The sequence below is a fragment of the Methylorubrum rhodesianum genome, assembly GCF_014199985.1.
Taxonomy (GTDB): Bacteria; Pseudomonadota; Alphaproteobacteria; order Rhizobiales; family Beijerinckiaceae; genus Methylobacterium; species Methylobacterium rhodesianum.
This window is the reverse complement of the sequence record NZ_JACHOS010000022.1, coordinates 1-12,974: the sequence shown is the minus strand read 5'-3', so window position 1 is coordinate 12,974 and position 12,974 is coordinate 1. Positions and strand designations below refer to the sequence as shown.

General features: G+C 68.6%; 9 protein-coding genes, 1 pseudogene and 2 riboswitches. Of the genes and pseudogenes, 6 read left to right on the top strand and 4 right to left on the bottom strand.

The genetic code is table 11. The features are described 5' to 3' along the window. Positions 1–6: 6 nt before the first annotated feature. Positions 7–1,974: a TonB-dependent receptor plug domain-containing protein gene (locus tag HNR01_RS24200; protein ID WP_012455646.1), complete on the bottom strand. Its 1,968-nt coding sequence runs from the start codon at positions 1,972–1,974 to the stop codon at positions 7–9. Between the two features lie 122 nt (positions 1,975–2,096). Next, positions 2,097–2,293, bottom strand: a riboswitch (cobalamin riboswitch). 203 nt (positions 2,294–2,496) lie between these two features. Further along, positions 2,497–2,705: riboswitch (cobalamin riboswitch) on the top strand. Between the two features lie 108 nt (positions 2,706–2,813). On the opposite strand from HNR01_RS24200, the gene HNR01_RS24195 reads away from it, so the two are divergent. The 5 genes from HNR01_RS24195 to HNR01_RS24175 are packed head-to-tail and all read left to right on the top strand — an operon-like array spanning position 2,814 to position 9,784. After that, positions 2,814–5,039: a TonB-dependent siderophore receptor gene (locus HNR01_RS24195; protein WP_012455647.1), complete on the top strand. Its 2,226-nt coding sequence runs from the start codon at positions 2,814–2,816 to the stop codon at positions 5,037–5,039. 26 nt (positions 5,040–5,065) lie between these two features. Beyond that, positions 5,066–6,631: an ABC transporter substrate-binding protein gene (locus HNR01_RS24190; RefSeq protein WP_012455648.1), complete on the top strand. Its 1,566-nt coding sequence runs from the start codon at positions 5,066–5,068 to the stop codon at positions 6,629–6,631. Further along, positions 6,628–7,566 (top strand): ABC transporter permease, encoded by a 939-nt coding sequence (locus HNR01_RS24185; RefSeq protein WP_012455649.1) that lies wholly within the window; start codon positions 6,628–6,630, stop codon positions 7,564–7,566. Before HNR01_RS24190 ends, HNR01_RS24185 begins: the two co-directional genes overlap by 4 nt. Beyond that, entirely contained in the window at positions 7,563–8,399 is an 837-nt protein-coding gene (locus HNR01_RS24180; protein WP_012455650.1) for an ABC transporter permease, read from the top strand. The genes HNR01_RS24185 and HNR01_RS24180 overlap by 4 nt, the downstream gene beginning before the upstream one ends. Next, positions 8,396–9,784, top strand: a complete 1,389-nt coding sequence (locus HNR01_RS24175; RefSeq protein ID WP_012455651.1) for an ABC transporter ATP-binding protein — start codon at positions 8,396–8,398, stop codon at positions 9,782–9,784. Before HNR01_RS24180 ends, HNR01_RS24175 begins: the two co-directional genes overlap by 4 nt. A gap of 354 nt (positions 9,785–10,138) precedes the next feature. On the opposite strand, the gene HNR01_RS27725 is transcribed toward HNR01_RS24175, so the two are convergent. Continuing rightward, on the bottom strand, positions 10,139–10,345 hold the full coding sequence (locus tag HNR01_RS27725; protein WP_244409885.1) for a phosphatase PAP2 family protein: 207 nt from the start codon (positions 10,343–10,345) through the stop codon (positions 10,139–10,141). A gap of 470 nt (positions 10,346–10,815) precedes the next feature. Then, positions 10,816–11,412, bottom strand: coding sequence for a glutathione S-transferase N-terminal domain-containing protein (locus HNR01_RS24165; protein ID WP_012455652.1), 597 nt, complete (start codon positions 11,410–11,412; stop codon positions 10,816–10,818). A 117-nt stretch (positions 11,413–11,529) separates the two neighbouring features. On the opposite strand from HNR01_RS24165, the gene HNR01_RS24160 reads away from it, so the two are divergent. After that, the gene (locus HNR01_RS24160) at positions 11,530–11,907 is read left to right on the top strand and encodes a winged helix-turn-helix transcriptional regulator (RefSeq protein WP_012455653.1); all 378 of its coding nucleotides are present in this window, start codon (positions 11,530–11,532) and stop codon (positions 11,905–11,907) included. Positions 11,908–12,170: 263 nt separating this feature from the next. Here the strand turns inward: HNR01_RS24160 and HNR01_RS24155 are convergent. Continuing rightward, positions 12,171–12,974: pseudogene (locus HNR01_RS24155) on the bottom strand (IS1182-like element ISMpo6 family transposase); the annotation flags it as partial.

Below are 12,974 nucleotides of genomic sequence, written 5' to 3'. Positions count from 1 at the left end.
GTCACCTCAGAACGTGGTCAGGCGCACGCCGCCGTAGACGGCGAAGCCGGGCCCGAGGAACCCGGTCGGGTTCTGGTAGCGCTGGTCGAACAGGTTATCGATGCGCGTGAATAACGTCGTGGTCTCCGACCAGACGTAGTTGGCCGAGAGGTTGACCAGCGTGAAGCCCGGGTTCTTCAGCCGCGTGACCGAAAAATCCCGATTCCCATCGACGAAGGAGCCGATGGAGATCAGCGTACCGGTGAGCGTCAGGTTCGGCAGGGGCGTCCAGATACCGGTGAAGCTGACCTTGTGGCGGGGCCGCCGCAGCAGTTCCTGGTTGGCGACCTCGTCCTTCGTCACCGTGTTGGTGTAGTCGGCGCGGGCGCTGAAGGTGTTGGTGAGCTTGACCGAGACGAAGCTCTCGGCGCCGTAAGCCACCGCCCGGCCGACGTTCACGTTGGTCGAGTAGGTCGGGAAGTAGGCCGTCTGGATCAGGTTGCGGAAGTCGGTTTCGAAGTAGGTCGCACCAACCAGCACCCTCTCGCCGAGCGGCTGCTCGAAGCCACCATCGAACCCGAAGCTTTCCTCGGGTCGCAAAGCTGGGTTTCCGAAGAAGCGGAAGCCGGGATAGTCCTGGTAGAGCTGGCTCAGGGTCGGCGGCTTGAAGCCGGTGCCGACGCTGCCCTTCAAGCGTGTCTCGGTGCCCGGAAGGATGTAGCTCGGCGCGACCCGGAAGGTGGTGGCGCCGCCGAACTGGTCGTTCGCGTCGTGGCGGATGTTGGCCACGAGGAAGGCGCGGTCGGTAACGGCGGACTGGAGTTCGGCGAAGCCGCCGGTGTTGCCGTTCGCGCGGTTCAGGCCGGCCGTCTCGATGCGCTCGTCCTCGCGTTGCGCCCCGAACAGCAGGAGGTTCCCCGGCGCGAGTTGCACGTCGCCGCGGTAGTCGAAGCGGGTGCGCTCGCCGAAATACGTGGTCGGCGTCGGCACGGAGAGCGGATCGAGGGGACCTGCGAAGAGCCGATCGAACGTGGCGTAGTTCGCCCCGAAGACGTTGTGGAAGCCGGGCACCGGCGTCCACTCGGCCTCGCCGCGCATGAGGAGTTGCTGCTGGTCGTTGAGGTTCCGGTACGGTAGTGGCCGGTAGGGGAAGCCGCCGTCCGCTTGGTCGAGATAGGCGCTGTCGGAGAAGCGCAACACGTAGTTCAGGCGGAAGGTGTCGGTGAGCTGGGCGCCGAGCTTGGTTGAGACGGTCTTGATGTCGGTGAAGGCGGTCCGGAGCGGCACGCCGACTGGCAGGAGCTCGAAGGGTGTCACCGGCAGCGCGGCCTGGCGCAGGTGCTGGACGCTGACCGAGTAGTCGAAGATGCCCTCCGAACCGGAGATGCGGGCGCCTTGGTTGGCGGTGCCGTAGGAGCCGCCCTCGACGAACGCGGTGGCCCTGGCCGGTCCCTCGCCGCGCTTCGTCACGAAGGAGATCACGCCGCCGATGGCGTCCGCGCCGTAGAGGCCGCTCTGGGGCCCGCGCAGCACCTCGATGCGGGACAAATCCTCGGTCAGGAGTTGGCTGAAGTCGAAGGCGCGGTTCGGGGTCGAGGGGTCGTTGACGTCGATGCCATCGATCTGGACCTTCACGTGGTTCGAGTTGGTGCCGCGAATGAAGACCGAAGTCTGGCCGCCCGCGCCGCCGGTGCGAACCACGTTGAGGCCGGGCACCTGCTGCAGGGCGTCCGGCACGGTGCGGACCTGCTGGGCTCGGAGCAGGTCCGAGGTCAGCACCGTGACGCTGGAGCCCGTCTGGGTGACCGGCGTCGGCACGCCGGTGGCCGAGACCGAGATCTCGGCGAGCGAGACGGCGGCCTCGCCGCCGCGCGGCAAGTCCGCGAAGGGTGCGGCGACCTGCTGGGCATGGGCTGCGGGCGTGGCGAGCAGGGCCGGGCCGGCGCAGGACAGCGCCAGCACGCTCCGGAGAGCGGAACGGAAGGGATGGGGCACGGGAGACAGGCCTCAGGCGACGGCAGTGGCACGTCACCGCGAACGAGGCCTCGGGAACCGCCTCCTCGCAGGATTGGCGGACCCTCGACACCCGCCAGGACACCCCGCCCGACGCGTTTCGCGTGTGACCACGACTGACGGCAGGTCTCCTGGCTCGCGGGTCGCTGCCCTCTCACCGTCTTCCCGGGCGAGGCTGCCCAGTGACATGGTGGCGGAAGGCTCGCCGCTTACAGTTGCGGGGGCAGCCGCGGCATCGAGCTTGCGCCCTCACCGCGTTCCCTTTTGATCCCCGAGGGGAACCGTCGCGGACATACTACCGAGCTTCCGGCTCCAGTCCGTCGCGGCCGGGCAACACCTGTCAACAACCTGCTCTCGACAGCTGGACGGCGATGTTCCGACTTGTGGACAGGACAATGCGGTCGAAGGAGCCACCTGTTACTGGGCAGGAAGGGACAGCCCTGTGCCGGACGCGCCAGCTATCGAAGCCGCGTTCGATCGGTTGACTCCCGTACCTGCAGGACCGATGAGGGCTACCGTCAAGGTTCTCACGGTCCCGTGACCGTGAGCTAAGAGGGAATTCGGTGAAGCCCGCGAGGGCGAGACCGGAGCTGCCCCCGCAACTGTGAGCGGCGAGCCGCTGCCGAGAACGACCACTGGTGCCCCGCACCGGGAAGGTCAGGCAGAGGTGACGACCCGCGAGCCAGGAGACCTGCCTTGGCGATGGTTTTCGTTTCTCGGGCGGGGTGTCCGAAGGGAACGCATGGCCGTGGCAGGCGCTGACCGCCTGCTCTCGCGCAAGCGTGCCTGGAATTGCCCTTGTCCGGTCAAGGGCTTCTTCGATGCCGCGCCGGTCAGGTCTCACGCTCTTGGAATCATTTCGAGCCGCTCGCAAGCCGGGTGACAAGGTCGGTCGTGCTGCCGCATCCGGCCTCAGCCGGGAACAGGCACGGTCGTGCACGGTCGCCCTGGCCACCTTCCTTGCCGTCGGCCTCGATCCGGTCGTCGCGTCCGCGCAACTGGCCGCCGACGCGACCCAGGAGGTGCGGCTGGACGAGCTTACGGTCCAAGGGACTGCCGGGCCGCGTCTCGTCGCGGACGGCTATCTGGCGAAGCAGAGCGTCAGCGCGACCCGCACGGATACCCCCCTGCGAGAGGTTCCCCAGACCGTCGTCGTCGTCCCGAACCAAGTGTTCGAAGACGCGGCCGCGACCCGGATCGACACCGCCCTCGACCTCGCCGGCGTCGGCCGGGCCAACAACTTCGCGGGCCTCGGGCTCTCGGAGTTCACCATCCGCGGCTTCGCCACGGGCGAATATTACCGCAACGGCTTCCCGATCAATCGCGGCTACCCGAACTCGCCGGACATCGCCTCCATCGAGCGGGTCGAGGTTCTGAAAGGCCCCTCGGCCTTCCTCTACGGCCGGGGCGATCCGGGCGGCACCTTCAACATCGTCTCGAAGCAGCCGCTCGCCGAGCGCACCTTCGCCGTCGGGACGCAGTACGGCAGCTTCAACACGAAACGCAGCACCTTCGACGCGACGGGCGCCGTCAGCGAGGACGGGACGGTCCTGGCCCGCATCACCGGCGCGGTCGAGGACAACGGCAGCTTCCGCGATTTCGTGAGCAGCGACCGCTACTACGTCGCGCCTGCCATCGCGTGGCGCCCCACCGCGGACACGACGATCACGCTCGAAGGCGAGCTGATCAGCGCCGGGCAGATCTTCGACCGGGGCATCGTGCCGTTCCGCGGCAACGTCCTGGCGGTGCCGCGCTCCCGCTACATCGGCGAGCCCGGCCTCGCGCCGTTCCGCAACGATAACGCGCTCGGCCAGCTGCGCATCGAGCACCGGTTCGATCCCGACTGGGTGCTGACCGCAGGCACGCAAGTGCTGGGCGGCAACATCGCGGGCGACGCCGTGCAGACGGTCGGCGTCCTCGGCGACGGACGCACCCTTCGGCGCACCCTGGACCATCGCGAGCTGACTTGGTCCGACCTCGACGTGCAGGTGAACCTCGCGGGCAAGTTCGAGACCGGTCCCTTCCGGCACACCCTGCTGCTCGGCCTGGAGTACGACAGCTACCGCTACCGGGAAGTGATCACCCGGTCGAATTCGACCACCAACCCGTTCTTCCTCGACCTGCTCAACCCCCGCTACGGCCAAGCCCTGCCGCCGCTCACCGTGCCGGGCAGCAACCTTCTGGAGAACACCGAGAGCTACGCGGGATATGTGCAGGACCAGATCGACATCACGCCGCGCCTGCACGCCCTGGTGGGCGTGCGCGTCGAGGATATCGGCCTGACCTCGACCTCCTACATCAACAACAGCACGACGCGCCTCCAGGGCACGGCCGCGACGCCGCGCTTCGGTCTCGTCTACGACCTGCTCGACTGGGTCTCGGTCTACGGCAACTATTCGCGCTCGTTCCGGCCGAACAGCGGCACCGACCGCAACTTCCGGCCCTTCGCTTTCCAGGAAGGCGAGGGCTACGAGGTCGGTACGAAGTTCGACCTGTTCGACGGCCGCCTCAGCGCCACCGCCGCCCTGTTCGACATCACCCGCACGAACGTCCTCACGGCGGATCCGGTGGACCAGAACTTCAGCGTCGCGGCGGGCGAGATCCGCAGCCGCGGCTTCGACCTGAGCGTCGCGGGCTATCTCGCACCGGGCTGGCGGGTCATCGGGACCTACACCTACGTCGATGCCGCCGTGACCCGCGACAACACCATCCCGGTCGGCTCGCGCGTCGCCAACATCCCCGAGAACGCTTTCGCGTTCCAGAGCGTCTACGAGTTCCAGGGCGGCGCGCTGCGAGGCCTCGGCCTCGGCGGCGGCGTGAACTTCGTGGGCCGCCGCGCGGCGGGCACGGCCGTCTCGACCTTCGACCTGCCGGAATATGCGACCTTCAACCTGATCTCCTACTACCGGATCACGCCGGACGTGCGGGTCTACCTGAACGTCGATAACCTCTTCGACGAGGTCTACTACGACCGTGGCTTCAGCAACCGCTACGCCACGCCGGGCACGCCGCGCCTGATCACCGGCGGCGTCGCCGCCCGCTTCTGATGCCTCTCCCCGGAGCCCCGTTCCGCATGCTGTTCGTGCCCCGGCCACGCCGCGCCGTCCTCCGCGGCTTGATTGGCCTTGCCGGCCTCCTCGCACTGGCCCCGGCCGCCGGAGCCGCCGAGGGTCGGAGCGCGCCCGAGCGCGCGCTGACCGTCGTCGGCCCCTGGGAGGTCGGCGGCCTCGATCCGGCGAGCAACGGCCACGCCTTCACCCGCCTGCAGGTCGCCGAGACCCTCGTCGGCGTCGATGCAGCGGGCGCCCCGGCGCCCGGCCTCGCCACCGGCTGGACGGTGGCGCCGGACGGCCTCACCTGGCACTTCCTCCTGCGTTCGGGCGTCAGATTCCATGACGGCTCGCCCCTGACCGCGGGGATCGCCGCCGAGAGCCTGCGACGCGCCCGGGCGAATGTCGGTCCGCTCTCGCGCGTCCCCATAGCCACGATCTCGGCCGAGGACGGAGCCGTCGTCGTCGTGCTGCAGCGGCCCTTCGCGCTGCTGCCCGCCTTCCTGGCAAACCACACCACGATCATCCTGGCGCCGGCCTCCTATGAGCCAAGCGGTCGCGTCGTCCGGATCATCGGCACCGGCCCATACTGCGCCGTCACGGTCGCCCCGCCGCTGCGGATCGAACTGGAGCGCTTCGAGGACTGGTGGGGTGGACGACCGGCCATCGCGCGGGCGCGCTACCTCGCCGTGGGCCAGGGCGAGACGCGCGCCCTTATGGCCGAGAGCGGCGAGGCAGACGTCGTGGTCTCGATCCTTCCGGTCTCGCTCGCGCGGCTGCGCCGGAACCCGAAGCTCGCTGTGCAGACGGTCACGCCTCCCCGGACCCGGCTCCTGAAGCTGAACGCGGGCTCGCCGCTCTTCTCCGACCCCCGCGCCCGACGCGCGCTGAGCCTCGCCCTCGACCGCACCGGCCTCGCCAAGGTCTTGCTGCGCAATCCCGGCCTCGGTGCCGACCAGCTCTTCCCGCCCGCTGTCTCGGGCTGGCATGCCGAGGGGCTCCCGCCGCTGACCCGCGATCTCGCGCAGGCGCGCCTCCTCCTGGCGCAGGCCGGCTGGCGGCCGGGGACGGACGGCATCTTGGAACGGGACGGCCGGCGCTTCGCCGCAACCCTGCGCACCTACTCCGCCTGGCCCGAGTTGCCGCCTCTGGCGGCGGCCATCCAGGCGCAGGCCCGCGAGGTCGGCATCGATCTCGCCGTCTCGATCGGCAACACCTCGGACATCCCGGCTCGCCACCGCGACGGCAGCCTCGATCTCGGGCTGGTATCCCGCAGCTTCGCCATGATCCCGGATCCGCTGGGCACGATGCTGCAGGACTTCGGGCTGGACGGTGGCGACTGGGGCGCGATGAACTGGTCGAGCGCAGAGACCGCCTCCCTTCTCGACCGGCTCGCCGTCCTCGCCGATCCGGCCGAGCGTGAGCCGCTACAGCGCAGGCTGGCCGAGATCCTGCAGGCCGAACTGCCGGTCATCCCGGTGACCTGGGCCGAGCTGGCGGTGGTCGCCAACCGTCGCGTGGCTGGCGTGCGCGCCGACCCACTGGAGCGGAGCTACGGGCTCGCCGAGATGCGCTGGGGGACGCCATGACGCGCCTTCTCCTCGGACGGTTGGTCCAGGCCGCGCTCGTCGCGCTCGTCGTCGGCGGCCTGTGCTTCGCCCTCGTCCGGGTCCTGCCGGGCGACGCAGCCTTCCGCATCGCCGCCGACCGTTACGGCCCTGACGCGCTCACCGCCCAGGCCGCGGAGGCTGTCCGGCAGGAGCTCGGCCTCGACCGACCCTGGCCGGAGCTGCTGCTGCGCTGGTTCGGCGAGCTCGCCCAGGGGCACCTCGGCAACTCCCTGGTCAGCGGCGAACCGGTCTCCGAAGAACTCGCGAGCCAGCTCGGGCCCAGCCTGTGGCTCGCCGCCAGCGCCCTCGTCCTGTCCCTGTTGATCGGCTTGCCGCTCGGCCTCGTGAGCGGCCTGCGAGCCGGATCGGGCCTCGACCGCCTCGCGCTGATCGGAGCCGTGGCGCTGCGGGCCCTGCCACCCTTCGTCCTCGGCCTCGTGCTGATGCTGGTCTTCAGCATCCGGCTCGAATGGCTGCCGCCCGCCGGCTATGGCACTTGGCGCGAGATGGCGCTGCCGAGCCTGACCCTGGCGCTCGGGCTCGCCGCCGTATCGAGCCGCGTCGCGCGCGACGCCGTCGCCGCGGTCGGGGCCACGACCTACTACCGCTTCGCCCGGCTCAAGGGCCTGCCCGAGCGCGCGGTGCTCGTTCGGCACGGGCTGCGCAACGCGGCCATCCCGGTCATCACCTACCTCGGCCTTCAGGCGGTCTACCTCATCGAGGGCGTCGTCGTGGTCGAGTCGCTGTTCGCATATCCAGGCATCGGCCACGCGCTGGTGCACGCCGTCATCGCCCGCGACGTGCCCATGGTTCAGGGCGCCGCCCTCGTCATGGGCCTGATGTTCGTCCTCCTGAACCTCGGGGTCGACCTGCTCTGCCGGCTCCTCGACCCGCGCCTGGGGGCCGGCCGATGATGCTCCAGATGCAGGACCTCGCCGGTACGACGCCCCCGCGTTCGGACCCTTGGCCGATCTCGCGCCGGATCGGCCTCGGGCTCCTCGCCCTGCTCGCGGCCTTCGCGCTCCTCGGCCCGGTCCTCGTCACCGCCGATCCCGCTCGTCAGGACCTGTCCGCGAGCCTTGCGCCCATCGGCAGCGACTTCCTGCTTGGGGCCGACCATTACGGTCGCAGCATGCTGGCGCGGCTCGCATACGGCGCCCGGCTTTCCTTCGGTATGGCGCTGCTGACCATGCTGAGCGCCGCGGCTCCGGGCCTGCTGCTCGGCGTGCTGGCGGCTTGGCGCGGCGGCGTAACGGAGCGGGCTCTCGTGGCCTTGTCTGACATCGTCCTCGCCCTGCCCGGGCTACTACTCGTGCTGCTCCTGCTCGCGTTCGCGCCGGGTCACTTCCTGCCGCTCTACCTCGGCCTGTCACTCTCGCTCTGGGTCGAGTTCTTCCGCGTCGCCCGCACGACTACGGCCCGGCTACTCGTCGAGCCACGGATCGAGGCCTCGCGCCTGCTCGGCTTCGGGACCTTCTACATCCTGCGCCACCAGGTGCTGCCCGAGATCGCACCGCTCCTCCTGACGTTGGCCTCCTTCGCGATGGGCACGGCCATCCTGGCGATCTCGACCCTGTCGGCGATCAGCGTCGGCCTGCAGCCGCCGACGCCGGAACTCGGCAGCATGATCGTCGAGCTCCTGCCCTACTACGACGAGGCGCCGCTAACCGTCTTGATGCCCGGCATCCTGATCTTCCTGCTGGTGCTCGGCCTGCAGCTCACCGCGCGCGGGGGAACGGTCCGGTGACGTCAGCCCTGCGCATTGAGGACCTCACGATCCGAACGGCGGACCGGATCCTGGTCTCCGGCTTCTCGGCCACGGTCGGGCGGGGCGAGCCGCTGACGTTGCTCGGCGAGTCCGGCTCGGGCAAGTCGCTGGTGGCCCAGGCCATCATGGGGACCTTGCCGCCGGGCCTCCTTGCGAGCGGCCGTATCCTCTTCGACGGCGCGGACCTCCTATGCCTCGACGAGGTGGCCCGACGAAGCCTGTGGGGACGGCGCATCGGCCTCCTGCCCCAGGAGCCCTGGACCGCCCTCGATCCGACCATGCGGGCGGGCGGCCAGCTCGCCGAGGTCCACCGGTACGTGCACGGGCGCCACGACGCGGACGGCCTCGCGGCCGCGGGGCTCGGCGAGGTCGGCCTCGCCGACGCGGGCGGGCATTACCCGTTCCAGATGTCGGGCGGCATGTGTCAGCGCCTCGCGCTCGCCATAGCGCACGCGGCGGACACCCCGCTGCTTCTCGCCGACGAACCCAGCAAGGGCCTCGACGGCGTCCTGCGTGCCGACGTCGTCGCGCGGCTGCAGCGGGAGATCGCGGCCGGGCGCCTGCTCCTCACCATAACGCACGACGTCGCGCTGGCCCGTGTCCTCGGCGGCACGGCTTGCGTGATGCTCGACGGGCAGGCGGTCGAGGCGGGGCCGACGGTGCGGCTCCTCAATGCGCCCGCCCACAGCTATACGCGGGCGCTAATCGACGCCGACCCAAGCGCGTGGCCACCCCGCACGCCGCGGGAGCCGGGCCCCTCGGTGATCGAAGCTATGGGCTTGGCGAAAGCATTCGGCCGACGTCGGCTGTTCACAGACCTAGACGTCCAGGTCCGGGCAGGCGAGATCGTTGCCGTGGTCGGCCCGAGCGGCAGCGGCAAGACCACGCTCGGGAACATCCTCGTGGGCACCGAGCGGCCGGATCGCGGCCGGGTCCGGCGTGTGCCGGGCGCCGCGCCCCTTGGCTTCCAGAAGCTCTATCAAGATCCTCCTGCGGCCTTCGTGCCGCACCAGACCATGGGGCGGGCGCTCGACCACCTGGCGCGAAGACATGGCGTCGACCGGGAGCGGGTCGAGGAGCTGCTCGCGCGCCTCAAGCTCGCGCCTGGCCTCCGTAAGCAACGCCCTGGGGAGCTCTCGGGCGGCGAGCTGCAGCGCTTCGCCCTCGCACGCGTGCTCCTGCTCGATCCCGTCTTCCTGTTCGCGGACGAGGCGACGTCACGACTCGATCCCGTCAACCAGATGGAGGTTGCGGGCTTGCTGCGTGAGTCCAGCGAGCAGGACGGCCTCGCCATCCTCTTCGTCACGCATGACACGGTGATGGCCGAGCGGATCGCGGACCGATCGATCACGCTGCAACAGTAACAGGTTATAAGGGATACGGGTCCGCTTCCGTCGAGCTTCGCCACGTATGATGCACGTCCGCTTCGAGGCCGAAAGGGGCTGCTTGCAGCGAATTCGTTGAATGACTGCTAAGGGCCGAGGGCGGCGGTTCGCCCTCCCTGAACCCAACGTCGGCTCCTCACACGCGCTGGCCTCTTAGGCGACCGAAGACTCTCTCATCCCAAGTCGTCGGCGTCGGTGCGTGAGCTTATGGACGGCAGCCTCCGCGGCAACTCCTATGAGGGCGCCCGTCAGCACGTCGGCGGGAAAGTACGCACCGCGCACAACCTGAGCGGTTATGACCCCGGCAGCTGCGGCGTACGCGGGACCCTTGATCTACGGGTAGGCACGAGCCGTGGCGCAGGCGACAGCAGCACTCAGGGCAGAATGACCCGAGGGGAAGGACTGCCACGGCCCAACGTTTGTCCCTGGCCAACCTCGCGCGTAGATCCCCTTATCTAGGAGAACATTCGGGCGGGTCCGATGCACCGTCCGCTCCAGACTCGTCTTCACGAGGCTGGCCAGGATGCCAGCCCGCAGCATGCGCCGACCTGCTGCGGCAAGCCGGCGATCGTGCGCGACCGTACCCCAGGCCAAGGTGCCGACGGATAGGGTGAGCAGAGACTGCCAGCTTCCCACCTCGCTTGCCCGTGCCAACGCACGAACTGCAGAATGATCCTTGGCGTGAACAAGCTTAAGCCCAGTTGCGACATCAGTAGCCTCGATGCGGTTGGTTGGGCTGCCAGTCATGGCGTGAGGCGGTCGCACAAGCATGGCTTTTAACGCAAAACGTCGACGAACGTTCGCGGTGATAGTTACACGAATGGCCTGCAAATGACCCCATCCGGACCTTCGGCGGAAGCGGGCCAAATGTCCGCAAGGGGGGGAGCGGACCCTAGCGCTTCGCGCCGACGCGGCCGTTCCGCCTCCGACCAACCTTGCCGCTCAGGCGATGGCTGCACGATCCCGAGACCAGACGTTCGGGTATGTCGGTACATTGAGGCGACCGCGGCTCATCGTCCGGATGGGGAGAGCCCTTCCTCGGCGAGCGCCCGAAGGACCGACGGCTCTTGGCTCATACGATCGAAGAATGCTTGGAGCCGCTCGGGCACAGCGATGTCAAAGCGCGATGTCGCCAGCACGGTCCAAAATAGGTAGGGATCAGCGATCGACATCGTCCTCCCCAGCAGGAAGGGCTGCACGCCCATCTGCTCATCGAGAACGGCGAAACCTTTCGCCAGCGCCTTGCGGGCCGCGTCCTTCTCCGTGTCGGGCGCTTTCTTGAAGAACGGCCCCAGATTACCGTGGATCGTCGTCGCCATGTAGGACAGCGCCTCCAGCGCGCGCCACCGGCCGAACTCACCTGCGGGAAGCAGGGCGCCGCTCCTGTCGGCAATGTAGGCGAGGATGACGAGGTTCTCCGTGAGAATGGTCCCGTCCTCAACCTCAAGCGCGGGAACGTAGCCACGCGGGTTGACTGTCAGATAGTCGCGACCGTCCTGCGTCTGCTTGGCGTGATCGATAGGCATCAGGTCGTAAGGCAGGCCGGCCTCGATCAGCGCGATGTGATCGGCTAGGCTACACGCACCGGGATAAAGATAGAGACGCATGAAGATCTCCACGGAAGTGCTTGCGGATGCACCACGTTCGGTTCGAATTGCTGACCTTCTCAGGCTATGAGACACCCCGAACTGTCGCAAGAACGCATCTTTTCAGGACATGGTCATATGGACCTGACTACCTCGACCTCCGAAGACACCGATTGCCGGGCTGTTGGCGATATCCTCAGCCGGGTCGGCGACAGGTGGACGGTGCTGGTCGTCGTCGCGCTGTGCGACCGACCATGTCGCTTCAGCGCGTTGCGACGAAAGGTGGGCGGCATCTCGCAGCAGATGTTGACCTCCACGCTGCGGACGCTGGAACGGGACGGTATGGTCGAACGGACCGTGCGAGCCACCACGCCGCCTCAGGTAAGCTACGCACTGACCGATCTCGGACGCTCGCTGTCGGACACCGTGCGGCAGCTCGCCGAATGGTCGATCACCAACCTCGCGACCATCCATGACAACCGAAAGCGCTATGACCAGCAGCGGGCGTCGCTGTAGAGCGCCCCCCTCCGCGAGCATGATCACCTGTCCTGGCTTATTCTCACCCTCGGCGATGCCGTAACTGCGACCGAACTGCCGCTATCGTCCGTCTCGGCCAGAAAGCGGCCCTTCATCTTTCCACCCAACCCGGACGTAGGTCGTCGTCTACCAAGCTGCCCCAAAACGGACCTTCCGAGGGACTGCTCAGGGTGGAGGCTGTGTGAGAACGCGGAGTGTTGGGCCGGTTCGGAGTCGATGACAGCGCGCGGTGCCGCGTGCTGTCACACCCGGAGGGCGCTGAGGAGTGGTCCAGTGCCGAGGATCGCCATCACCCGCTTCAGATTGTAGGCCAGGACCTGCAAGCTCATCTCGGTCGCCACGTTTCTCAACCGGCGCATCCGGAAGTGCGTCGCGCCCATCCAGCCCTTGAGCGTCCCGAACACGTGTTCGACCGTCTGCCGCCGCGTGCGCATTGCATGAGGATCCGCGTCGAGCCGCCGCTGCACGGCTTCCAGGACCGCCTCGTGTTCCCAGCGCGTCACCCGCCGCTCCTTGGCTGGCGTGCAGCGCGCCTTGAGCGCGCAGCCGTGGCAGGCTGTCGTCCAGTAACGGCGTAGCGTCAGCCCACCCTCGACATTCGTGTAGCGGTAGGAGAGCTGCTCGCCGGCCGGACACCGGTAGGCGTCCGCCTCCGCCTCGTAGACGAAGTCCTGCTTGCCGAAGCGCCCCTCCGCCTTGGCACCCGAGGTCAGCGGCTTGGGCAACGTCACCGCAATGCCGGCCTGATCACAGGCCAGGATCTCCTCGCCCGAGAAGTAGCCGCGGTCAGCCAGCACGGTGAGCGCCTCATGCCCGGTCGCTGCTTGGCCCTGGCAGCTCATGTGCGCCAGTTGGGTGCGGTCGTGCCCGACGTTGGTGACCGCGTGGGCGACGATCAGATGATGCTCGGTGTCGACGACCGCCTGCACGTTGTAGCCGACCATCCCCGTTCCCTTGCCGCGCGTGGCCATCGCCCGCGCGTCCGGATCGGTCAGCGAGATCTGCCGGTCGGGGGCGGCTTCGACGAGCGTCTCCATTGCCTGCAG